Origin of the sequence: Rhodococcus sp. IEGM 1306, from assembly GCF_036541985.1 — a bacterium.
GTDB lineage: Bacteria > Actinomycetota > Actinomycetes > Mycobacteriales > Mycobacteriaceae > Rhodococcus_F > Rhodococcus_F qingshengii.
In genome coordinates this window covers 379,668-401,473 of record NZ_JAZHFF010000006.1, presented here as the reverse complement: position 1 = coordinate 401,473, position 21,806 = coordinate 379,668, and the positions used below count along the sequence as shown (strand labels likewise).

Annotated in this window: 20 protein-coding genes and 1 other RNA gene; 13 read left to right on the top strand and 8 right to left on the bottom strand. The window is 64.2% G+C overall.

Annotation, left to right across the window (positions count from 1 at the left end; all coding sequences use genetic code 11):
• The first annotated feature begins 36 nt into the window (after positions 1-36).
• The 3 genes from V3587_RS19905 to V3587_RS19895 all read left to right on the top strand — a co-directional run bounded on the left by V3587_RS19905 (position 37) and on the right by V3587_RS19895 (position 2,611).
• Positions 37-1,005: a hypothetical protein gene (locus tag V3587_RS19905; protein ID WP_283377218.1), complete on the top strand. Its 969-nt coding sequence runs from the start codon at positions 37-39 to the stop codon at positions 1,003-1,005.
• A 296-nt stretch (positions 1,006-1,301) separates the two neighbouring features.
• The gene (locus V3587_RS19900) at positions 1,302-1,526 is read left to right on the top strand and encodes a hypothetical protein (protein ID WP_042445743.1); all 225 of its coding nucleotides are present in this window, start codon (positions 1,302-1,304) and stop codon (positions 1,524-1,526) included.
• A 65-nt stretch (positions 1,527-1,591) separates the two neighbouring features.
• Positions 1,592-2,611: a cobalamin biosynthesis protein gene (locus tag V3587_RS19895; RefSeq protein WP_219468160.1), complete on the top strand. Its 1,020-nt coding sequence runs from the start codon at positions 1,592-1,594 to the stop codon at positions 2,609-2,611.
• Here the strand turns inward: V3587_RS19895 and V3587_RS19890 are convergent.
• The 3 genes from V3587_RS19890 to V3587_RS19880 are packed head-to-tail and all read right to left on the bottom strand — an operon-like array spanning position 2,552 to position 4,709.
• Positions 2,552-3,490: an SURF1 family cytochrome oxidase biogenesis protein gene (locus V3587_RS19890; RefSeq protein ID WP_042445745.1), complete on the bottom strand. Its 939-nt coding sequence runs from the start codon at positions 3,488-3,490 to the stop codon at positions 2,552-2,554. The two genes, V3587_RS19895 and V3587_RS19890, sit on opposite strands and share 60 nt — an antisense overlap.
• Before the next feature lie 48 nt (positions 3,491-3,538).
• Positions 3,539-4,030, bottom strand: coding sequence for a low molecular weight protein-tyrosine-phosphatase (locus V3587_RS19885; protein WP_007735468.1), 492 nt, complete (start codon positions 4,028-4,030; stop codon positions 3,539-3,541).
• Entirely contained in the window at positions 4,017-4,709 is a 693-nt protein-coding gene (locus V3587_RS19880; RefSeq protein WP_283377217.1) for an HAD hydrolase-like protein, read from the bottom strand. Before V3587_RS19880 ends, V3587_RS19885 begins: the two co-directional genes overlap by 14 nt.
• A gap of 56 nt (positions 4,710-4,765) precedes the next feature.
• On the opposite strand from V3587_RS19880, the gene cobC reads away from it, so the two are divergent.
• The 4 genes from cobC to V3587_RS19860 all read left to right on the top strand — a co-directional run bounded on the left by cobC (position 4,766) and on the right by V3587_RS19860 (position 8,912).
• Positions 4,766-5,800 carry an Rv2231c family pyridoxal phosphate-dependent protein CobC gene (gene cobC / locus V3587_RS19875; protein ID WP_283377216.1) on the top strand — a complete coding sequence of 345 codons (1,035 nt, stop codon included), beginning with the start codon at positions 4,766-4,768 and terminating at the stop codon, positions 5,798-5,800.
• Positions 5,797-6,930, top strand: a complete 1,134-nt coding sequence (locus V3587_RS19870; protein ID WP_030537562.1) for a Nif3-like dinuclear metal center hexameric protein — start codon at positions 5,797-5,799, stop codon at positions 6,928-6,930. Before cobC ends, V3587_RS19870 begins: the two co-directional genes overlap by 4 nt.
• 108 nt (positions 6,931-7,038) lie before the next feature.
• The gene (locus V3587_RS19865; RefSeq protein ID WP_019748955.1) at positions 7,039-7,776 is read left to right on the top strand and encodes a zinc ribbon domain-containing protein; all 738 of its coding nucleotides are present in this window, start codon (positions 7,039-7,041) and stop codon (positions 7,774-7,776) included.
• Positions 7,773-8,912, top strand: coding sequence for a bifunctional RNase H/acid phosphatase (locus V3587_RS19860; RefSeq protein ID WP_064689138.1), 1,140 nt, complete (start codon positions 7,773-7,775; stop codon positions 8,910-8,912). The genes V3587_RS19865 and V3587_RS19860 overlap by 4 nt, the downstream gene beginning before the upstream one ends.
• Positions 8,913-8,941: 29 nt before the next feature.
• On the opposite strand, the gene V3587_RS19855 is transcribed toward V3587_RS19860, so the two are convergent.
• Both V3587_RS19855 and V3587_RS19850 read right to left on the bottom strand, forming a co-directional pair.
• Entirely contained in the window at positions 8,942-10,177 is a 1,236-nt protein-coding gene (locus V3587_RS19855) for an SLC13 family permease (protein WP_283377215.1), read from the bottom strand.
• Between the two features lie 28 nt (positions 10,178-10,205).
• The gene (locus tag V3587_RS19850; protein WP_283377214.1) at positions 10,206-10,733 is read right to left on the bottom strand and encodes a DUF1697 domain-containing protein; all 528 of its coding nucleotides are present in this window, start codon (positions 10,731-10,733) and stop codon (positions 10,206-10,208) included.
• 54 nt (positions 10,734-10,787) lie between these two features.
• Between V3587_RS19850 and rnpB the strand changes: the two genes are divergently transcribed.
• The 3 genes from rnpB (at position 10,788) to V3587_RS19835 (ending at position 13,225) form a co-directional block, all read left to right on the top strand.
• An RNA gene (gene rnpB, locus V3587_RS19845) (RNase P RNA component class A) lies at positions 10,788-11,202 on the top strand.
• Positions 11,203-11,521: 319 nt separating this feature from the next.
• A complete protein-coding gene (locus V3587_RS19840; RefSeq protein ID WP_007735457.1) occupies positions 11,522-11,707 on the top strand; it encodes a hypothetical protein in 186 nt (61 codons plus the stop codon).
• 108 nt (positions 11,708-11,815) lie between these two features.
• Positions 11,816-13,225 carry an RNB domain-containing ribonuclease gene (locus tag V3587_RS19835; RefSeq protein WP_054186668.1) on the top strand — a complete coding sequence of 470 codons (1,410 nt, stop codon included), beginning with the start codon at positions 11,816-11,818 and terminating at the stop codon, positions 13,223-13,225.
• A gap of 4 nt (positions 13,226-13,229) precedes the next feature.
• On the opposite strand, the gene pip is transcribed toward V3587_RS19835, so the two are convergent.
• The 3 genes from pip to panB are packed head-to-tail and all read right to left on the bottom strand — an operon-like array spanning position 13,230 to position 15,562.
• Entirely contained in the window at positions 13,230-14,222 is a 993-nt protein-coding gene (gene pip, locus V3587_RS19830) for a prolyl aminopeptidase (RefSeq protein ID WP_283377213.1), read from the bottom strand.
• A complete protein-coding gene (locus V3587_RS19825; RefSeq protein ID WP_007735455.1) occupies positions 14,222-14,659 on the bottom strand; it encodes a hypothetical protein in 438 nt (145 codons plus the stop codon). Before V3587_RS19825 ends, pip begins: the two co-directional genes overlap by 1 nt.
• A gap of 51 nt (positions 14,660-14,710) precedes the next feature.
• Complete coding sequence (gene panB / locus V3587_RS19820) at positions 14,711-15,562, bottom strand: 3-methyl-2-oxobutanoate hydroxymethyltransferase (protein ID WP_003941624.1); 852 nt, start codon at positions 15,560-15,562, stop codon at positions 14,711-14,713.
• A gap of 207 nt (positions 15,563-15,769) precedes the next feature.
• Here panB and V3587_RS19815 point away from each other — a divergent pair, with 207 nt between their 5' ends.
• The 3 genes from V3587_RS19815 to V3587_RS19805 all read left to right on the top strand — a co-directional run bounded on the left by V3587_RS19815 (position 15,770) and on the right by V3587_RS19805 (position 21,800).
• On the top strand, positions 15,770-17,341 hold the full coding sequence (locus tag V3587_RS19815) for an alpha/beta hydrolase (RefSeq protein ID WP_007735453.1): 1,572 nt from the start codon (positions 15,770-15,772) through the stop codon (positions 17,339-17,341).
• 107 nt (positions 17,342-17,448) lie between these two features.
• A complete protein-coding gene (locus V3587_RS19810; RefSeq protein WP_003941637.1) occupies positions 17,449-18,789 on the top strand; it encodes a glutamine synthetase family protein in 1,341 nt (446 codons plus the stop codon).
• On the top strand, positions 18,786-21,800 hold the full coding sequence (locus V3587_RS19805) for a bifunctional [glutamine synthetase] adenylyltransferase/[glutamine synthetase]-adenylyl-L-tyrosine phosphorylase (protein WP_283377212.1): 3,015 nt from the start codon (positions 18,786-18,788) through the stop codon (positions 21,798-21,800). Before V3587_RS19810 ends, V3587_RS19805 begins: the two co-directional genes overlap by 4 nt.
• Positions 21,801-21,806: the final 6 nt, after the last annotated feature.

Here is a 21,806-nt window from a genome sequence, read left to right as displayed (position 1 = left end):
GCTAATTCCGCCTACAGCGCCGGTAAGTTTTACGACGTGCCGAAGCGGACGAACGAGTTTCAAGAGATGGTGGCGATCATCCATTCCCATCTGAGTGGGGATGCAGTCGTCACAGAGTCGAAGATGCTGGTGGACCTCGTGTCAGGCGAAGAAAGGGAGGTTGACACCTGTATTGAGGACGTCGCTGGCGGGCATCGAGTGATCGTCAGCATCGAGTGTCGAGACCACCAAAGGCGGCAGTCTGTGGGTTGGGTCGAGGAGATGAATAGCAAGCACGATCGGCTGCCGACCAATGTGTTGGTTCTCGCATCGTCCTCCGGGTTCACCAAGTCGGCCATCGCGAAAGCGCGGAGTTTCGGTATCACGACGGTCGTTCCGGGTGAGCTTGAACCCGGCGCTTTCGGATCCGAGATCATCGGCAAGCTCGCCGCGGTGTGGATGAAGACGTTCACGCTGACCGCAGCGAAGGTGCGCCTGTGGGTTGAGGAGACCGATGGTCGTCCGGCGGAGATCGTGCGTGCGTTTCCAGACAACGTGATCTTCCGGGCGGACGGGTCGGAAGTGGCGGTCGTGCAAGATATCGCAAACGTGATGATCCAGAAGCTCGACATAGACAACGATGCATTCAGGGACGCGCTGGGTGATGAGAAGTCCTTTACGGTCGGGACGGAGTCGCCGCACTTGTTGGATCCCGAGACCGGTGAGCCGCACGACATCTTCCTTCAAGCCGAGGAACCAACTGGCCCCTGCTTCCGGCGCATTGAGCGGATCGAGGTCACCGGCCCCGCCGATGTCGTGGTCGCAGAGATACCGCTTACGCATCGGGAGCTCCAAGCTCAGAAGCCATGGGAGTTCCAACGCACGGGCTACGCTGCCGGTTCGGCCGAGTTCGGTGGTGGGAGCGTTCTGATTGTTGCGACTGAGACAGCTACCGGCGAACGGAGTGTTACGACACGCGTTACCCCTGGCCGCCAGGCCCACGAGGACGAGGACGCCGCCTCCTGAGGGAGCGTTTGTGTGTCGAGTTCGAGAACCACGCGGTGTCCCGCGAGTGTCCCAAGGCGCGCACGTACTAGCCCGAACTGTGTGGATGTATCAGGACAAACTAAGCCGCTGACCTGCGCGGGGGAGGGCGACGCCGGACGGGCCGGGACGTACTCGGGCGCTTTTACACACCAGCGGTCGGGGGTTCGAAACCCTCCGCGCCCACCAAAGAATTCAAACCCCGATCTGCATGTCGATGCAGATCGGGGTTTCTCATTTTCGACAACGGAATGTCCGCAATACGCCATTCTGGACGCATGTCCAGTTCTGTGATCGAAATAGCCGTCGACCCGACGCGCGTGCATCCCACCCGTCCGCACATACACATCGCCGAGATGCCCAGTCTCAGTGTTGCGTTGTTCCCGGGGCAGACGATCCGGGTTCGTTCCCAAAGCGACGCACTGGCGACCGGGATTGCCCGAGTCTGGGAAATCAACCGAATGCATCGCTTGATCTACCTGACGATCGACTGGGACGGGTAGAGCTCAGCTCGGGCAGACATGTGACGGTTGGCCAGAGAACGAGCGTCGCTGCTACAACTACGCTCGTGCAGATTTCGGTTCGTTCGTCCCAATCTCGATTCAATGCGCGAGCTGCCGGGCTTCTCCTCGGCTTCGTTGCGGATCGGGCATTCGCCGATCCGGGGCGGTTCCATCCGGTTGCCGGCTTCGGAACCGCGGCTATCGCGCTGCAGAAGATGTCCTACCGGGACTCGCGAGCGGCCGGAACACTTCATGTCGCTGTGCTCTTGGCCGGCACCGCTGGACTTGGGCTCGCAGCCGAAGCAGCGTCGCGCCGGGCCGGTTGGGTGGCCGTCACGGGTACGACGGCGATAGCTACCTGGGCCGTGCTCGGCGGGACGTCGCTTGCACGCACCGGCATCGACATGGCCGCTCGATTGGAGGCGTCACAGGTCGATCGCGACCTGACGAAAGCGCGTGAGCTACTTCCTTCACTCTGTGGACGCGATCCATCGGTGCTGGGCGAGGAGGGCCTCACGCGTGCAGCGCTGGAGTCGGTCGCCGAAAACACCTCGGATGCAAGCGTCGGTGCAATGTTCTGGGGTGCAATTGCGGGCGTGCCGGGTCTGTTCGTCTACCGCGCTGCCAACACACTCGACGCGATGATCGGCTACCGCTCCGAGAAATACCTCAGATTCGGGTGGGCTGCGGCGAGGTTCGACGACCTGGTCAACATCGTCCCCGCTCGGCTGACCGGTGCGCTGACGGCTGCGTGTGCACCGGTGGTGGGCGGCTCGGTTCAGGAATCACTGGCAGCGTGGAAACGCGACGCAGCGGCTCATCCAAGCCCCAATGCGGGCGTCGCGGAAGCGTCGGCGGCAGGGGCGTTGGGCATTTCGTTGGGTGGTCGGACCGAGTACACGCACGGGGTGGAGATGCGTCCCGTCCTCGGCCGCGGGCCTGTGCCGACGCCGAACGATCTGCGCCGCGCGGCGAGGCTTTCGTCGGCGGTGCAGATCAGTGCAGTTGTGGTGTCAGCGGGTATTTCAGCGGGTATTGCCGTATCGATCGGCAAGTTTGGCTTCCTGCGCCGTCAGCGGCACTGATTCCGGCTCCGGCTTCTTGCGACGGCTGAAGGTACGAGTCGGTTCGGCGGGGGGTGCGGCAGGCGCGGATACCGGCGCTTCCGGGGTCGTCTCGGTAGCGGCGTCGTCCGCTGCGAAGCCGTCGACAGCTGCTTGAGCTGCCTTCTCCTTGCGACGTTCGCGCCACTCCGCGCGAATGAAGTAGGCCAGTCCGAGCGGCGCCATGATGCCGAACGCCAGCCATTGGAACCCGTACGAGAGATAGGGGCCTGCATCGAGTTGGGGGAGAGGGATCGTCCCCAGGCCGCCGGGCTGGTCGGGTTCGAGTTGGATGTACGCGTCGATCAGGTCCGTTCCGATGAACTCGCCGATAGGTTGTGCGTCGATCGAGTAGACCTGTTTCGCGCCGTCCTCGAACATCGGAACTCGGCCGGGCGCGGTGCCTTCCGACAGACGCACGCGACCGTTGAGAGTGACCGGATCGGTCGGCGGCGCGGCGATGGGCGGTGCCTCGGCGCCGTTGATCGGCCGAACGTATCCGCGATTGACGAGGATCGTGCGGCCGTCGTCGAGAAGGAAAGGCGTCAGGATCTCGTACGACGGTGCGCCCTCGATGGACTGCAGTCGAACGAGGATGTCGGCGTCGGGCAGATAGGTGCCTGCCGCGGTGATGTTTCGCCATTCGTCGTCCGGTGCGATCGTCGAATCGGCGATGACGTCACCGATCGGCACGGTCTCCGCGTTGATCGAGTTCGAGATCAGATCATTGCGGTGCTCGGTCTTTGTGTTCTTGCCGAGTTGCCATGGGGCGAGCACGGTGAAGCACAGGTAGGCGAAGAGCCCGACCACAGCTGCCAGTACCAACCAACCGGGCCGCAACAGGAATTTCAGTCTTCGCACACGTCCACGGTATCCGTTGCCCGAACGGGAGTGAATTTTGCTCCGGGTTCAGGCCCGCTCGCGGATCCAGTCGAGTATGTCGGGAATGGCTGCTTCGATCTGGTCTCGCACCAGTTCGAAGTCCTCCTGATCCCCGTAGTACGGGTCCGGAACCGATTCTCCGTCAGCCTCGGGGTCGAACGATCGCAGTAGGCGCCGACGCTCGGTGGGCACGCCGAGATGAGCAAGCTCACGTTCATGGCCGGTGTCGAGGGCGACGACCAGATCGGCCGCGAGATGATCTGCATTGACCTGCGCGGCACTGTGGCCCGTCGGATATCCGGCCGCTCGGAGCACGACGTTGGTCCGCTCGTCGGCCTCGCTACCGGTGTGAAACCCCTCGGTACCTGCACTGCTGACACGGACTCGGTCGGCGAGGCCTTCACGGTCCAGATGCGCGAGCAAGATCTTTTCGGCCATCGGTGACCGGCAGATATTGCCGGTGCACACAAACGTCACATGAAGTGGTTCAGTCACGTGGAGTGGTTCAGTGGCGGCCATCGAGAAGTCCTCCCAGTTCGGATGCCGACGATACGGAGCGAAACGCTTGCCGCGCTTCCTCGGCGGAACCGTAGCCCCATTCGACGACGGTGGGGATGCCGTACTTCGCGGCGCCGAGCACGTCGTGATCACGGTCGCCGATCATGAGAACGTCGGGGGTTCCGCCGTCGGATGCGAGGACGGGAGTGATCCCGAGTGAGGTCAGCGAATGCGCGATCACATCGGGTTTCGCCCGACGAGTTCCGTCGTCACTCGCGCCGCCGATGAACTCGAAGTGCTCGGCCAGGCCGAAATGCTCGAGGATTCGAATGGCGAATTGCTCCGACTTGGAGGTGGCGACGGCCAGTCGGGTGCCGCTCGCGCGAGCCTTACCCAGGACGACGTCCATGCCTTCGTACACCGAGTTCTCCTGCCACCCGGTCGCGTCGTAACGCTCGATGTACGCGGCGATCGCCCGATCCACGTCCGCCGGGGCCATACCGAGTGACCTGAAGGTATCGACCATCGGCGGGCCGATCACCGATGCCAACATCGCTTCCGTCGGCTCCGGATGGCCGACAGTTGCCAACGCGTGTCGGAAGCCGCCGTGAATGCCGGGAGCGGAATCGGTGATGGTGCCGTCCAGATCGAACAGAACTACGGGAAAGCGGTCGAGCGGTGGTGTCGTCACGGCACTCATTGTCCCGGACGGCAGGGGTGATGTCCGCGCACGGTGCTCGACCGTAGGCTGACCGGGTGAGTACCGGAACGTTTGACCTGGAGAGCTTGCGACATCACGGCGATGTCGAAGCGGAGCCCGGGTTACTCGATTTTGCCGTCAACATTCAAGGCTCCGGCCCGCCGAAGTGGTTGCGGGATCGGCTGGCCGCAGGGCTGGCGACGCTTGGTTCGTACCCGTCGGCCGCAGCGGAACTGAAGGCTCGCGAAACGGTCGCGCAGCGGCACGGGCGCCGGCCCGAAGAGGTGTTGTTGCTCTCGGGCGGTGCCGAGGGATTCGCGATGCTGCCGCGCCTGGGCGCTCGTTCGGCAGCGCTGATCCATCCGTCGTTCACCGAGCCGGAACTGGCACTGCGAGAGGCCGGTGTGCCGGTGACTCAAGTGATTCTGGAGCCGCCTTTCGAGCTTCGGACCGCGCAGGTACCCGAATCCGCGGACCTTGTCGTTCTGGGCAATCCGACCAACCCGACGTCCGTGCTTCACCCCAAGGCCGATGTGTTGGCATTGCGTCAGCCGGGCCGGATCCTGGTGGTGGACGAGGCCTTCGGCGACGCGGTCCCCGGCGAAACGGAGAGCATCGCCGGTGTCGAGTCGGCGGATGTAATGGTCCTTCGGAGCCTGACCAAGACGTGGGCGCTCGCCGGATTGCGGTGTGGATACGCGATCGGCTCTCCCGATCTTCTGGCTCGACTCAGTCACGGCCGAGCCCACTGGCCATTGGGCAGTCTGCAGATCGAGGCCATCACGGCGTGCTGCGAACCGTTTGCCGTCGAGCAGTCGAGGATCAAAGCCGACGCGATTGCCGTGGACCGCCGAGACATGTCGCGGCGACTGACCGAGATCGGGATTGCCGTGCACCAACCCGCTGCGGGGCCGTTCGTGCTCATCGATGTCCGTGACGGCGCCACGATGCGAGAGCACCTGCGTGCCCGCGGAATCGCCGTCCGCAGGTGCGACACCTTTCCCGGACTCGGCCCGGATCGGCTGCGCGTGGCCGTCCGTCCAGCCGAGCAGGTTGCGGTACTGATCGAAGCGATGAAGGAGATCTTGTGAGTGGCCCCACCCTTGCGGACGTCATAGCCGTGCTGGAATCCGCGTATCCGCCGGCCCTGGCGGAATCGTGGGACTCGGTCGGTCTGGTCTGCGGCGATCCGGCCGACGCTGTGACGAGAGTGGTTTTCGCGGTGGATCCGACCGAGGCAGTGGTCGACGACGCCATCGCCTCCGGTGCCGACCTTCTGGTCGTTCACCATCCACTTCTGCTGCGTGGGGTGGACACCGTCGGTGCTCACACACCCAAAGGTGCGTTGGTTCACAAGCTCATCAAGGCGGGATGCGCACTGTTCTCGGCGCACACCAATGCGGACTCGGCCGACCCCGGAGTGTCCGACGCGTTGGCGCAGGCTCTGGGCCTGACCGTGCTTCGCCCGATCGAACCCAAGCCGACGCAGCCGCTCGACAAGTGGGTCGTCATGGTTCCGGTGGAGAATGCATCGGCCGTGCAGGATGCACTTTTCGAGGCCGGGGCTGGGCGGATCGGTGACTACAGCCAGTGCAGTTGGACCGTCACCGGTACGGGTCAGTTCCTGCCCGCCGACGGAGCGAATCCGACGATCGGGACCGTCGGCGCTGTGGAGCAGGTTCGCGAGAATCGTGTGGAAGTGATTGCCCCTCGCGGAAAGCGAAGCGCAGTGCTGGGCGCATTGCGTGCCTCCCATCCGTACGAGGAACCGGCCTTCGATGTCTTCGAACTCGCAGCGTTCCCCAGTTCACTCGGACTGGGGCGGTTGGGTGAGCTCGACCACCCCGAAACCTTGCGGGAATTCACCGCGCGAGTGGCGCGCTCACTGCCCTCGACCGAGTGGGGTGTTCGCGCGGCCGGAGATCCAGACGCGACCGTTCGTACCGTGGCGGTGTGCGGCGGTTCCGGCGACTCGTATCTCGACGTGGTGGCGGCACTGGGCGCCGACGTCTACGTCACTGCGGACCTGCGGCATCATCCCGCGGACGAGCATCTACGCGCCGGTGGCCCGGCTCTGGTCGACGTCGCGCACTGGGCGAGTGAATACCCGTGGTGCGCGCAGGCGAAATCGGTGCTCGACGCCGCGTTTGCCGACAATCCGGAGTGGGAAAGCCGGGTTTCGACAATTCGCACCGATCCGTGGTGTTTGAGTGCGCATTAGTGCAGCGCTCTGCAAGGTACGGTTGCACGAACAATTCAAGAGCAGTTCTTCGAGAGCCGTCCTTCGCGAGCACTGCCGACATCGGACTTACAGCAGGAGTTATACAGCGTGAACGTCGAACCACAGGTGCAATCCAAGCTTCTCGACCTCGCCGGGGTGGATGCTGAGCTCACCCGGATCACCCACCGACGCGGAGCGCTTCCCGAGCAGCAGGAAGTCGAACGTCTCGAGGCCGAGCGAATCAGCCGTAAAGACGCGTCCGTAGCCGTCGAAATCCAGATCGACGACATCGATCGCGACATTCGCAAGCTCGAAGGCGAGGTCGACGCGGTTCGTCAGCGCGAGGATCGTGACCGCACACTGTTGCAGAGCGGGTCGGTCGGGGCGAAGCAGCTCACCGAACTCGAACACGAACTCGGCAGCCTGGTCCGGCGTCAGGGGCTCCTCGAGGACGAGTTGCTCGAAGTGATGGAGCAGCGTGAGGCGTTGCAGGCCGATCACGATCATGCCGGTGCCCAGCTGTCGCAGGCCGAAGAAGAGCTGATCGACGCCAAGCGTCGCCGCGACGATGCCGTCGCTGATCTGGACAAGGCGCAGGAGCGTTGCGCCGCCGATCGTGAACGACTTGTCGGTGAATTCCCCGCCGATTTCCTTGCTGTCTACGAGAAGCAGCGCACCCTGGGCGGACCGGGCGCGGCGCTTCTGCAGGCACGCCGATGCGGCGCTTGCCGGATCGAGATCGACCGCGGCGAGATCTCCCGAATTGCCGCGACACCGGCCGACGTCGTCGTTCGTTGCCCAGAGTGCAATGCAATCATGGTGCGTACCAAGGAGTCCGGTCTGTGAATCCCACGCAGGTCATCGTCGAGGCCGACGGTGGATCGCGCGGCAACCCCGGCCCGGCCGGCTACGGCGCCGTGGTCTTCGACGCCTCGCGCTCGGTGTTGGCCGAACGCAAGGAAAGCATCGGTATCGCGACCAACAACGTCGCCGAGTACCGCGGACTGATCGCCGGGTTGACCGCTGCCGGTGAACTCGGCGCGTCGAAGGTCGACGTCCGCATGGATTCCAAGTTGGTCGTCGAGCAGATGTCCGGGCGCTGGAAGGTCAAGCACCCGGACATGATTCCGCTGCAGCGGCGCGCTGCCGAGCTGGCGACGCAGTTCTCGCGAGTGACCTACACGTGGATTCCTCGCGGCGAGAACTCTCATGCCGATCGTCTTGCCAACGAGGCGATGGACGCGGCTGCCGGCATCGAAACCGGCCCAGTCGCACCTTCGGCCCCCGCACCTGCTGCACCTGCCGCGCCGTCCGAAGAGACGTCGGAGCCGCAGATCGCCGGCTCTCCGGGATGGATCGCCACCACCGGCAAGCCGACACGAATGTTGTTGCTACGTCACGGACAGACAGCGATGTCGGTCGATCGCCGGTATTCCGGACGCGGGAATCCGGAGCTCACGGAACTGGGCCGCGCGCAGGCTGCCGGCGCAGCCGGACGCTTCGGGAACCGAGGCGGTATCGACGCCATCGTCTGCTCACCCCTCGGCAGAACCCGTGAGACGGCAGAGGCATCGGCCCGCGTGCTCGGTTTACCCGTCGTCGAGCACAAGGGTTTGATCGAAACCGATTTCGGCGACTGGGACGGACTCACGTTCCGCGAGGCAGCCGAGCGTGACCCGGACCTGCATCGCGAATGGCTCTCGGACACTTCGGTGCGTCCACCGGGCGGCGAGAGTTTCGACGAGGTACGCGAACGAGTCGTCGCCGCGCGTGACGACCTGATCTCGACCTACGGCGGCGCGACGCTGTTGGTCGTCTCTCACGTCACCCCGATCAAGACTTTGGTGCAGCTGGCCCTCGATGCCGGGCCGTCGTTGCTGTACCGGTTGCATCTGGATCTGGCGTCGCTGAGTATCACCGAGTTCTATCCCGACGGGGGAGCCTCGGTCCGGTTGGTCAACGACACGTCACACCTTCGCTGAAAGAGCCCCGACGGCTGATCAGCCTCTGATCAGATCACCAACCACAGGGCACTCACGGCGGCGAGCAATGTCAGTGGCGTCGTGATGACCCCGAGCAGAGTGAATGTCGCCAGCGTGGGCGGTGCGCCCGCGCTGGTGGCGACTCGTCGCCAGAGCATCGTTGCCAGTGAGCCCACGTAGGTGAGGTTGGGGCCGAGGTTGACGCCGATCAACATCGCAAGCACCAGCGCTGGAGGTGCCGCCGTTCCGAGCGCTGCGATCATCAGCAAGGTTGCCGGCAGGTTGTTGACGAGATTGGACGCAACCGCCGCTACCGCGGCGACAAAGAGCAGTGAGCCGTAGCTGGTGTCGCCTGGCAGGATCTGCGCAATCCATTCGCCCACCGGCCCGTTCGCGACTCCGGCGACGATGATTCCGAGAACCAGGACGAACGCGCAGAACCAGAGGTCGGCAGCGTAGAGCATCTTGGCGGCGGTCGTACGGTGCCGAGCCAGAGCGATCGCTCCCAGGACACTCGCACCCACCACCGCGATCCAGGCGGGCTCGATCCCGAAGAAACCCGAAACCGCGAAACCGAGCAGCGTCATTCCGATCACCGTCAGCGGCAGAATCGGCGCAGGCGCAGATCTGGCTGCCGCCGTCGGTTCGGCGCTGTCGCCCCGCGCGAGTTCCGAACGGAAGAACAGTCGAAAAATCAGGTACTCGACAGCGATCGTCACGACCCACGGCAACGCCATCAATGCGGTGAAGTGCAAGAACGTCAAACCTGTTGCGGCAAACGCGATGAGGTTGGTCAGGTTGGACACCGGCAGCAGGGTCGACGCCGAATTCGACAGGTGCGCACTGGCATAGGAATGCGGCCGGGGACTTGCTCCGATGGATCGTGCGGCCGCGATCACCGCGGGTGTCAGCAGCACGACGGTGGCGTCGAGGCTCAGGACCGCCGTGGTCAGGGCGGCGGCGCCGAACACATAGATCAGCAACCGGTGTGGATCGGCGAGGGATTTTTGCTGCAGGATCTGGCTGACCCAGCGAAAGACGCCGAGAGCATCGGCGGCATGAGCGAGAACCAGCACGGCAACCAGGAAGACGACGGTGGGTGCCATGCTCGCCAGTTCGTCGCGGGCTTCGTCGAGAGTTACGACGCCGGTCAGGAGAACGACGACAGCTGCCGGCCCGGCGATGACGATCTCGGGAAGCCCGCGTGGACGCACTATCGCGAAGACGAGGACGAGGGCGACGAGCAGGATCGGTAGAAGAGTCACGCGATGGTGCTCCGTGTCGGGGCGAGCGTCATTTGAGCAGTTCGTAGAGCGTGTTCAGGTTTCGGGTTGTGGTGAACGCCTTGAACTTCGGTTTTCCGGTGTTCCTGCCGAACGCGCTCTTGACGGTCTGCCCCTTCTCGACCTCCCAGTACAGGACTCCGTCGCCTGCCGCCACACGCTCGACCGAGGCATCGAGTTGCGCTGCTGCAGTGCTCAATTCCTCCAGGATTTCCGGCTCGGAGGCAACCATCGCATAAGCATGCCAACCCTCGCGTTCGCGCTCGAACGGGTAGTTGTCCACGATCGCCTGCAGTGTCGGAAGGTCGAGGACGAACACCCAAGCCTCGTAGCCGAACTCGCGGGCAAGGGCGGATTCGATCTGTTTCTTCAGCGTCGGGATGTCGGTGCTCGGACTGTCGAACAGAACGTTGCCTGAGGCCAACACGGTTTTCACCCCTTGGAATCCGAGGTCACCGAAGACTCTCGCCAGGTCCGCCATCTTGATGTTGATGCCGCCCACGTTGATACCGCGTAGCAGGGCCACGTACCGAGTCATACGGTGACCATAGTGCCGGCCACCGACAGGCGCCCGGTAGCATACGGGGGCGGACGAGTTGGCCGGGCGGCCGCGGCTTCTGGAACCAGCGCGTATCGCGCACAGGCCTGGGGCCGAGGAAAGTCCGGACTCCACAGAGCAGGGCGGTTGTTAACGGCAACCCGAGGCAACTCGCGGGACAGTGCCACAGAAAACAGACCGCCTGCCTTTCGAGGCAGGTAAGGGTGAAACGGTGCGGTAAGAGCGCACCAGCACCTCGGGTGACCGGGGTGGCTAGGTAAACCCCGCCCGGAGCAAGGTTGAAGGTCGCATCGCTCGCGGTGCGGCTGCGCAGGTGTTCGAGGGCTGCTCGCCCGAGCCTGCGGGTGAACCGCTCGAGGCACCCGGCGACGGTGTGCCCAGATGGATGGTCGCCACTCGGCACTTCGGTGCCGCAGGACAGGATCCGGCTTACACGCCGACTCGTCCGCCCGCGATCTGCACAGTGAGAAAAAGAAGACCCCCACCGGATCGGTGGGGGTCTTCCTTGTTCGAAAAGCTGTCAGACAGGCTTGATGACCAGCAGCGTAGCCCAGTACGTTGCCGCGTCATGGCCCATGAGCGGGAGGAGGTAATCGTAAAGAATTGCGGACATGCGCACTCCATTTTCTGTTCGTAGCTTGTGTTGGGCATTCAAGCAGAACTCACCGTTCGAATGTCCGGTTCTCACCTGCCAGGCCAAGTAGAAAGAATATCAGTCTCACAGCGATCTACAAGCTTCTATCTCACTCTGATGTCACACTGTGGATATGACTGATGAAGATCGACTCTGGTACTTCGACGTGTCCGACGGTTCCGTCACGCAGGGAAAGGGTGCGTCCTCGCTGACGAGGATGGGGCCGTACCCTGATCGGGACTCTGCCGAGCATGCATTGAAGATCGCTGCCGAACGCAACAAAGCCGCCGATCGGGCAGACGAAGACTGGAACAACTGAGCCTTGGAATAACTGAGCCTTGGAACAGCCGGGACTCGAACAACTGGGACCGGTACTGCTGCTACACCGGCCCGAACCGATCATGGAGGATGCGTGCCCGCAAGTCGAATGATGGTGCAGGGAATCGACTTCGGAGTGGTTCGGGCGGAGTTCGACTTGCCAGGAGCATTCTCGGCTGCGGCGCAGGCCGAGGCCGAGAATGCCGTGGATCGTTTCGGTGCCGGGCGTGTCGACGAAACGGGTATCGCCTTCGTGACCATCGACCCTCCCGGATCGATGGACCTCGACCAGGCAGTGCACATCGAGAAGACCTCGACCGGGTACGTCGTGCACTACGCGATCGCCGACGTCGCGGCGGTGGTGACGCCGGGTGGCGCTCTCGACATCGAAACCCGCAAGCGGGGCCAAACCTTCTATCTCCCGGACGGTTCCGTCCCGCTGCATCCCCGAGCGTTGTCGGAGGGATCGGCGAGTCTGCTGCCGGACGTGGTTCGTCCCGCCGCGCTGTGGCGGATCGAACTCGACGCGCAGGCCGAGCCGACGTCGTGGCAGGTGAGACGCGCTCTGGTGAAATCGGTGGCACGTCTGGACTATTCGACCGTGCAGCGCGATGCCGACGCGGGAACCTTGCATCCGTCCATCGCCGCACTACCGGAGTTCGGACGATTGCGCAGTGTCTCGGCGGTTGCCAGGGGTGCCATCGAGCTGAAACTGCCCGAGCAGTCAGTGGTTCGGGATCAGCCGGAGGACGAGTCCTCGGCTCGCTGGCGGATCGAACTGGAGCCACGCACCGAAGCGGACGACTGGAACGCAGAAGTGTCGCTGCTGACCGGGATGTGTGCCGGCCGCATGATGATCGACGCAGGTATCGGGTTGCTTCGCACGCTGCCGCCGGCCGAGGAGTCCGCGGTTCGGACCTTGCGGAGAACTGCAGTGGCGCTGGGTATCACGTGGCCGGAGGGGCAAAGCGTCGGGCAGATTCTTGCCGGACTCGATTCCAACGAGCCGTCGACGATGGCGCTGATGTCGGTTGCGCCGTCGTTGCTGCGCGGGGCAGACTACGCGGCCTTCGACGGCCGACTACCGGAGTTGACGGTGCATGCGGGGATCGGAGCGCCCTACGCTCACGTGACTGCTCCGCTGCGCCGGCTGTCCGATCGTTTCAGCACCGAGGTGTGTCTGGCGATCACAGCTGGTACGCCGGTACCGGAATGGGCGCGCACTGCACTTCCCGAGCTGCCCGACATCATGAGTGGGTCCGACTCGCTGGCGAACAAGGTCGACCGTGCGTGCATCGATCTGACCGAGTCCACGCTGCTCGACGGCCGGGTCGGCGAGGTCTTCGACGCAGTGGTGATGCGCGCCAAGGACGGAAAGCGCTCGGCGGAAGTGTTTGTCCCGTCGATCGCCGTGATTGCGAAATGCGTCGGAACGCCCGACGACGGTGAGCGCGCAAAGGTGCGACTCACCGCCGTCGACACCGTCAAACGGACGGTGGAGTTCACGTTCCCGGCGTAGCGAGCTACCGGTAAGAATCGGTGGCTTCCACCAAGTGATGTGCGATGCCGGGCTCCATCGCGGAGTGTCCGGCGTCGTCGACGATCACGAGCTTGGATTCGGGCCACGCCTTGTGCAGCGCCCAGGCGCTGGTGACCGGGCAGACGACGTCGTAGCGGCCCTGGACGATCGTCCCCGGAATGCCGTGCAGTGCGGAGCTTTTGCGTAGGAGTTGGTTCTCGTCGAAGAACCCGCCGTTGACGAAGTAGTGGTTCTCGATACGGGCGAAAGCCAAGGCGAACCGGGTCTCGGAGTTCTGTTCGATCTTGTCCGCCTGTGGGTACAGGTAGCTCGTCGATCCTTCCCAAGCCGACCAGGCGATCGCTGCCCGGGCTGCGACGGCGGGGTCTTCGGAATGGAGCAGTTGGTGATAGACCGCGACGAGGTCTTCGCCGCGCTGCGCCTCGGGTACCGGTTCGAGGAATTTGTCCCAGCGCTCCGGGAAGATGTTTCCCGCGCCGCCGTTGTAGTACCAGTCGATCTCGCTACGACGCAGGAGGAAGATCCCGCGCAGGACCAGCTCAGTGACGCGCGTAGGAAACGTTTCGGCGTAGGCGATGGACAGCGTGGAACCCCAGGACCCGCCGAAAACCATCCACTTGTCGATCGAAAGATGTTCGCGCAGGGCTTCGATGTCGGCCAGCAGCTTGTCCGTCGTGTTAACCGACAGGTCGGCGCCGTCGGCAACGTGAGGGGTGGACCGCCCGCAGCCGCGCTGGTCGAGTAGAACGATGCGGTATGCAGCCGGATCGAAGAACTGGCGTACCGCCGGTTGCGCACCACCGCCGGGGCCACCGTGCAGGAACACCACCGGCTTGCCGTCCGGATTTCCGCTGACTTCCCAGTACATGCTCTGGCCGTCACCGACATCGAGGAAGCCGGTGACGAAAGGCTCGATCGGGGGATACAGACTCCGGAGAGTCGACGGCTGCCCTGAAGTGGCTGACGTGTCGGTCATCAGAAGCCCACCAGGCCGGAGGCGAGATCGGGGATCTCGAGTGCGGAAATCGCGCCGCTCCGGACGTCGGGGCACGCGGCTGAGGTTGCCGCGTCGATGCTTTCGCGGTTCTGAGCGAGATCGAGCAGGTTGATGCCGTTCTGCGTCGCCCACGTGATGACGATCGTGTTCAGTCCGCCCTTGCCGAGCGTCGGGGTGACGGTCCGCCAGTTCTGCAGCTGCCCTTCCATATCCGAGCACAACTGCTGGACTTGAGCGTCGGTGAACGTCGAACCGGACGCGGTTGTTGCCGGCGCCGTCGTGGTGGAACTCGCGGGCGTAGTGCTGCTGGGCGCGGGAGAGTTGGTGGACCCTCCCGCGCATCCGCTCAGCACCGTGACGAGAGCTGCCGCGCCGACTACAGCTGCGGCAGTAGAACTTCGACGGTTACCGATCATTGAACGCACCCCTGGCTGGTTGAGAGACAGGCGGCGTTCGCCGGTCTCGGATCAGAAACTGTGTTCTGCGGCCGGGAAAGCGCCAGTGCGAACTTCTGATGCATAGGCTGCGGCTGCGGAACGCAGTTCGTCACCGACGTTACCGAAACGCTTGACGAACTTGGCTGTCTTACCACTCGTGTAACCCGCCATGTCCTGCCAGACGAGTACCTGAGCGTCGCATTCGGAACCGGCCCCGATGCCGACGGTGGGGATGGTGAGTTTGCGGCTGACCTGGCCCGCAATCTCGGCCGGAACCATTTCCATGACGACGGAGAACGCCCCGGCTTCCTGGACTGCAATGGCGTCCGCCACAAGCTGCTCGGCCGCGTCGCCGCGACCCTGGACGCGGAATCCGCCGAGCGAGTTCACGCTCTGCGGGGTGAATCCGACGTGTGCCATGACGGGGATGCCGGCCGAGGTGATTGCCGCGATCTGCTTGCTCATCCGCTCACCGCCCTCGAGTTTGACGGCGTGCGCGAGGCCTTCCTTCATGAACCGTGTGGCAGTCGCCAGGGCCTGCTCGGCGGAACCCTCGTAGGTGCCGAAGGGGAGGTCGGCGACGACGAGTGCGTGCGGCGCGCCGCGAACGACGCCACGCACGAGCGGGAGCAGTTCGTCGACGGTGATCGGCACGGTGGTGTCGTAGCCGTAGACGACGTTGGCGGCAGAGTCGCCGACGAGCAGCACCGGGATGCCTGCGTCTTCGAAGATGCGTGCCGTGGAGTAGTCGTAAGCGGTGAGCATCGACCAGCGTTCGCCGTTCTGCTTCATCTCGGCGAGGTGGTGAATGCGCGTCTTACGCTTCGGTGCATCGGTAGAGCTTGCAGTGGGTACAGAACCGTAGAGAGGTGTTTCGGACATCGTTGTCCCTTTCTGGCCTCGAGGCCCTGAGCGTTGATCGCCTTCGGGTCCCCGGGTGTGGGTGATGACGTGTTCAGTCTGCCACCGGACATCGCCGACACGAATAGTTGACGGGGTGCAATGGGTCACATCACCGCGCGCGTATCAGGTAGGTGCCGAGACGAGGCGAACCGCTGGCTATCGCGGTTTCCTGGCACCATCGATGGCATGTCGAAGTTCGTTCGCCTCTCCGGTGCCCTCGCCGGAAGCGCAGCAGTGCTCGTGTTGGTTGTCGGTTGCACCAGTTCGGAAGGCACGCCCGAATCAGTGGAACCTGCTGGTTCTGCCGCGTCCGCGGTGCCGTCCGGCCTCGAGAAATTCTACGAGCAGACGCTCGACTGGGGTTCGTGCGACCAATTTGTCGAAGAAGGAACTGCGCCGCTGGGGCGTGGGATCGACTGCGCCGAGGTGAGCGTTCCCGTCGACTACGCGAATCCGAACGGCGACACCGCGAAGGTGGTGATCTCGCGTTCGAAGGCAACCGGCGACCGCATCGGCTCACTGTTGCTGAACCCCGGCGGGCCGGGTGGGTCCGGGCTGTCGATGGCGACCTCGGGTTCGGGCACCGAATTGCAGGAACGTTTCGACATGATCGGCTTCGATCCGCGGGGGATCGGGGCGTCGACCCCGCAGGTTCGGTGTTTGACGCCGGAGGAGACCGACGCGGAGCGTGCGGAGGTCAACGTCGACATGACGCCGGAGGGCATCGCTCTCGCCGAGGCGGACAGCAAGGACTACGCCGCCAAGTGCGCTGAGCGGACCGGTACGGAGTTCCTCGCTCATGTCGGTACCTACGAGGTGGTGCGAGATATGGACGTCATTCGGGGCGTTCTCGGCGATCCGAAGATGAACTACCTCGGGTTCTCGTACGGGACCCGGCTCGGATCCACGTACGCGGAAACCTTTCCGCAGAACGTCCGAGCGATGGTCCTCGACGGCGCGCTCGACCCCGAGCAGGATCCGGTCGACGAAGTGGTCTTGCAGGGGCAGGGCTTCCAAGGCGCGTTCGACGCCTTTGTCGCCGACTGTGTCTCGCGAACGGATTGCCCGCTGGGTGATGATCCGGCGCAGGCGCAGGCACGCTTTCAGGCACTCGTCGATCCGTTGATCGAGAAGCCGGCACAGACCACCGATCCGCGCGGGCTGAGTTATTCCGACGCGATCACGGGCGTGCAGCAAGCTCTGTACTCGCCACAGTTGTGGACGCCGCTGCGTGGGGGTCTGTCGAGTCTGGCCGACGGACGCGGCGACTCGCTGCTCAATCTCGCCGACATGTACGAAGGCCGTGAGGATGACGGCAGCTACTCCAACATCAACGACGCGTTCAACGCCATTCGCTGCGTGGACGATCCGGCAACCACCGACCGCGCCGAGGCCGGCGAATCCGACACTCGGTACCGCGAGGCGGCGCCGTTCCTCGACGACGGCCGCGGGACGGGTCAAGCGCCGCTCGACCTGTGCGCGTTCTGGCCCGTTCCGGCTACCGGCAGCCCTCACGCGCTCGACCCCCAGGCACTCGCTGACGCCGGTCTGCCGCAGCTGGTCGTCGTGTCCACGACGCAGGATCCGGCGACCCCGTATCAGGCGGGAGTGGATCTCGCGAAGCAGTTGGGCGCTGCTCTGATCACGTTCGACGGAACCCAACACACGGTGGTTCTGGACGGAAACTCCTGCGTCGACGATGCCGTCGTCGACTACTTCGTTTACTTGAAGGCTCCGGAAGAGGGTCTGACATGTTAGCCGGCGCGGCGCCGTACGCTGCGCCTATTCGATGGTGACCAATCACTCTGTTAACCGGGACCACTGATGTAACACAGATTTAACGTGGCTTGCTTAGTCTCGCGTGCATGGATCGCCAAAAAGAATTCGTGCTTCGTACCCTGGAAGAGCGCGACATTCGGTTTGTCCGCTTGTGGTTCACCGATGTTCTCGGGTACCTCAAATCGGTGGCGATCGCCCCCGCCGAACTCGAAGGCGCTTTCGAGGAGGGAATCGGATTCGACGGTTCCGCCATCGAGGGATTCTCACGAGTCTCCGAAGCCGACACCGTCGCTCGGCCCGACGCCTCGACATTCCAGATCCTGCCGTGGGCGCACAAGGACGGTGCGCAGCATTCCGCTCGCATGTTCTGCGACATCACGATGCCCGACGGTTCGCCGTCGTGGGCCGATCCGCGCCACGTACTGCGTCGCCAGCTGAGCAAGGCCAGCGACTTGGGCTTCAGCTGCTACGTCCACCCGGAAATCGAGTTCTTCCTTCTGGAGAACGGCCCGATCGACGGCACTCCACCGATCCCGGCCGACTCGGGCGGATACTTCGACCAGGCCGTGCACGATTCGGCTCCGAATTTCCGCCGCCACGCCATCGACGCACTCGAGTCGATGGGCATCTCGGTCGAGTTCAGCCACCACGAGGCCGCGCCGGGTCAGCAGGAGATCGATCTGCGCTACGCCGACGCACTCTCGATGGCCGACAACGTGATGACGTTCCGGTACGTCGTCAAGGAGGTCGCGATCGGTGAAGGCGTCCGGGCGAGCTTCATGCCCAAGCCGTTCAGCGATCAGGCCGGCTCCGCGATGCACACCCACATGAGCCTGTTCGAGGGCGACACCAACGCCTTCCACAATCCGGACGATCCGATGCAGCTCTCCGAGACCGGCAAGGCGTTCATCGCCGGCATCCTCGAGCACGCCAACGAGATCAGTGCGGTCACGAACCAGTGGGTCAACTCGTACAAGCGACTCGTCCACGGGGGAGAGGCACCCACTGCTGCGTCGTGGGGCCCGTCCAACCGATCGGCTCTCATTCGCGTCCCGATGTACACGCCCAACAAGGCGTCCTCGCGCCGCGTCGAGATCCGTAGCCCAGACTCGGCTTGCAACCCGTACCTGACTTTCGCGGTCCTGCTTGCTGCCGGTCTTCGCGGCATCGAGAAGGGCTACACCTTGCCGCCCGAGGCAGAAGACGACGTGTGGTCGTTGACCTCCGCCGAGCGCCGCGCCATGGGTTACAAGGAACTGCCGAGCAACTTGGACAGCGCTCTGCGCGAGATGGAGAAGTCGGAGCTCGTGGCCGAAGCACTCGGCGAGCACGTCTTCGATTTCTTCCTGCGCAACAAGCGTCGTGAGTGGGAGGAATACCGCAGCCACGTGACGCCGTTCGAGCTCAAGACCTACCTCGGTCTGTGACGGTGAAACCGCCCGCTGCGAGATCAGCAGTTCCAGGACCGGGTCGACTCGGGCTGGTCGAGCCCACCGCTGCCGACGAGTTGCGTCAGCTCGGTTGGGTCGACGCCGAGAGCATCGAACTCTTGTGGTCGCTGTCGCGTGCCGCGAACGCCGACCTCGCTCTGCGCACCCTTGTGCGGATCAAGGACGGGCTCGGCGACGGGTGGCGCGAACTCGATCAGGTCCTGCGCAAGGACAAGAGCCTGCGCGGCCGTTTGTTCGCACTGGTGGGTGCGTCGTCGGCCTTCGGCGACCACCTGGCCGCGGATCCGATCGGCTGGAAACTGCTCGACGGCACCGCTCTGCCGACCAAGGACGAGGCGACTGCAGCCTTGCTGGAGGTCGTGGGTGCAACTGTCGACGAGGGTGCCACCGAAGGTTCCCTGACCTACCGCGCCACGGTGACCGGGCCGGAAGCTGTTGTTGCTCTGCGTAAGAGCTACAAGGACCAGCTGATGCTGCTGGCTGCGGCTGATCTTGCGGCGACCGTCGAGAACGAACCCGTAGTTCCGTATCAGACTGTGGGGCACCAGCTTTCCGATCTGGCCGACGCCGCGCTGACCGCTGCACTTGCGGTGGCCATCTCAACGGTGTGTCCCGAGGGCAGCTGTCCGATCCGGCTCGCCGTGATCGCCATGGGCAAATGTGGTGCGCGCGAGCTGAACTATGTCTCCGACGTCGACGTGGTGTTCGTCGCCGAACCGGCCGATGCGACGGCCAGTCGCGTTGCCGGTGAGATGATGCGTATCGGTACCTCCGCATTCTTCGAGGTCGATGCTGCGCTGCGGCCCGAAGGCAAGCGCGGAGAACTGGTTCGCTCCCTCGAATCCCACATCACGTACTACAAGCGCTGGGCCAAGACCTGGGAGTTCCAGGCACTGCTCAAGGCTCGTCCGATGACCGGCGACATGGAGCTCGGTCGCCAGTACTCCGAGGCGATGAGCCCGATGGTGTGGATCGCCTCCGAGCGCGAGGACTTCGTCCCCGAAGTCCAGGCCATGCGTCGACGCGTCGAGGAAATGGTTCCCCCCGAACTGCGTGAGCGTGAACTCAAACTCGGCCGCGGAAGTTTGCGCGACGTCGAATTCGCCGTCCAACTCCTGCAATTGGTGCACGGGCGCGCCGACAGTTCGTTGCATGTCCAGAGCACCGTCGATGCACTGACTGCATTGGCGGCGGGTGGATACGTCGGCCGCGACGACGCCGCCAACCTGACTGCGTCGTACGAATTCCTGCGTCTGCTCGAGCACCGTCTGCAGTTACAGAAGCTCAAGCGCACACACACCCTGCCGCCGCCGGACGACGAGGAAGCGCTGCGTTGGCTGGCCCGCGCCGCGCACATGCGACCCGACGGTCGTCTGGATTCCCTGGGAGTCCTGCGCGCCGAGATCAAGCGGAATTCGCATCGGATTCGCCGCCTGCACGCCAAGTTGTTCTACCGCCCGCTTCTCGAATCGGTGGCGCGGATGGACAAGGAAGCACTGGTCCTGGGGCCAGAAGCCGCGGTTCGCCAGTTGGCCGCTCTCGGTTACACGGCACCCGAGCATGCTCTCGGGCATCTGACTGCACTGACGAGTGGCGCTTCACGCAAGGGTCGCATTCAAGCGCTCCTGTTGCCGACTCTGCTCGAATCACTCGCGGACACACCGGATCCCGATGCCGGTCTGCTCGCTTACCGCAGGCTCTCGGACGCGCTCGTCGACCAGACGTGGTTCCTGCGCCTGCTCCGCGACGAGGCTGCGGTGGCCGAGCGTCTGATGACCGTGCTGGGCTCGTCGGCGTACCTACCCGACCTGCTCATCAAGGCTCCCGACGTGATTCGCTTGTTCGCGGATTCGCCGAGTGGACCGCGCCTGGTCGAGCCGAAGCCCGAGGACGTCGCTCGCGGAATCCTCACCGCCTCCGGCCGACACAGTGATCCCAATCGTGCTGTTGCTGCGGCCCGCTCGCTGAGGCGACACGAACTTGCGCGAATCGCGTCGGCCGACATCCTCGGCATGCTCGATGTTCCTGCAGTCTGCAAGGCGCTGTCCTCGGTGTGGGCCGCGGTGCTCAATGCATCGCTCTCCGCGGTGATCGAGGCCAGCGTCACCGAACTCGGGACCGAGGCGCCGGCCAGTTTCTCCGTCATCGGCATGGGTCGACTCGGCGGCGGCGAACTGGGCTATGGATCCGATGCGGACGTGCTGTTCGTGTGCGAACCCCGCGAGGGCGTCGACGAGACCGTTGCGGTCAAGTGGGCCAACAGCATTGCCGACAAGGTGCGCAAGCTTCTCGGGGCACCGAGTACAGATCCACCGCTCGAGGTCGACACCGGACTGCGCCCGGAAGGTCGCAACGGACCGATGGTACGAACCCTGGAGTCTTACGACGCGTACTACGCGAAGTGGGCTCAGGCGTGGGAGATTCAAGCACTCCTTCGTGCGCACCCGGTGGCCGGTGATCCTGAATTGGGACTGCGGTTCCTGCACATGATCGACAAGACCCGCTACCCCGAAGGCGGCGTCAGTGACGCGGCGGTGCGCGAGATCCGGCGCATCAAGGCGCGAGTCGATTCCGAAAGGCTTCCTCGCGGAGCCGATCCGGCGACGCACACGAAACTGGGTCGCGGCGGCTTGGCCGACATCGAGTGGACTGTGCAATTGCTGCAGCTGCGCCACGCCGACAAGATCGAGTCGCTGCACAACACGTCGACCCTCGAGACTCTCGACGCCATCGGCGCCGCGGAACTGCTCAGCGAAGGTGACGTCGAACTGCTGCGTGACGCCTGGATCACCGCGACGAAGGCACGCAACTGCCTCGTTCTGGTGCGGGGGAAGCCGACCGATCAGCTTCCTGGCCCGGGCCGTGTTCTCGCGGCGGTGGCGCAGGTCGCTGGATACGGCGACGACGCAGGGGAATTCCTCGACAATTACCTGCGCATCACGCGTCGGGCAAAAGCAGTGGTGGAGAGGGTCTTCGGCGGGGAGTAGCGTTTT

What these genes read in the sequence shown, in the direction of transcription:
- V3587_RS19900 (WP_042445743.1), top strand. Translation starts at nt 1,302, where the DNA reads ATGTCCAGTTCTGTGATCGAAATAGCCGTCGACCCGACGCGCGTGCAT.
- V3587_RS19885 (WP_007735468.1), bottom strand. Translation starts at nt 4,030, where the DNA reads ATGGCCGCCACTGAACCACTCCACGTGACTGAACCACTTCATGTGACG.
- V3587_RS19880 (WP_283377217.1), bottom strand. Translation starts at nt 4,709, where the DNA reads ATGAGTGCCGTGACGACACCACCGCTCGACCGCTTTCCCGTAGTTCTG.
- V3587_RS19850 (WP_283377214.1), bottom strand. Translation starts at nt 10,733, where the DNA reads ATGACTCGGTACGTGGCCCTGCTACGCGGTATCAACGTGGGCGGCATC.
- V3587_RS19840 (WP_007735457.1), top strand. Translation starts at nt 11,522, where the DNA reads ATGACTGATGAAGATCGACTCTGGTACTTCGACGTGTCCGACGGTTCC.
- V3587_RS19835 (WP_054186668.1), top strand. Translation starts at nt 11,816, where the DNA reads ATGATGGTGCAGGGAATCGACTTCGGAGTGGTTCGGGCGGAGTTCGAC.
- pip (WP_283377213.1), bottom strand. Translation starts at nt 14,222, where the DNA reads ATGACCGACACGTCAGCCACTTCAGGGCAGCCGTCGACTCTCCGGAGT.
- V3587_RS19825 (WP_007735455.1), bottom strand. Translation starts at nt 14,659, where the DNA reads ATGATCGGTAACCGTCGAAGTTCTACTGCCGCAGCTGTAGTCGGCGCG.
- panB (WP_003941624.1), bottom strand. Translation starts at nt 15,562, where the DNA reads ATGTCCGAAACACCTCTCTACGGTTCTGTACCCACTGCAAGCTCTACC.
- V3587_RS19815 (WP_007735453.1), top strand. Translation starts at nt 15,770, where the DNA reads ATGTCGAAGTTCGTTCGCCTCTCCGGTGCCCTCGCCGGAAGCGCAGCA.
- V3587_RS19810 (WP_003941637.1), top strand. Translation starts at nt 17,449, where the DNA reads ATGGATCGCCAAAAAGAATTCGTGCTTCGTACCCTGGAAGAGCGCGAC.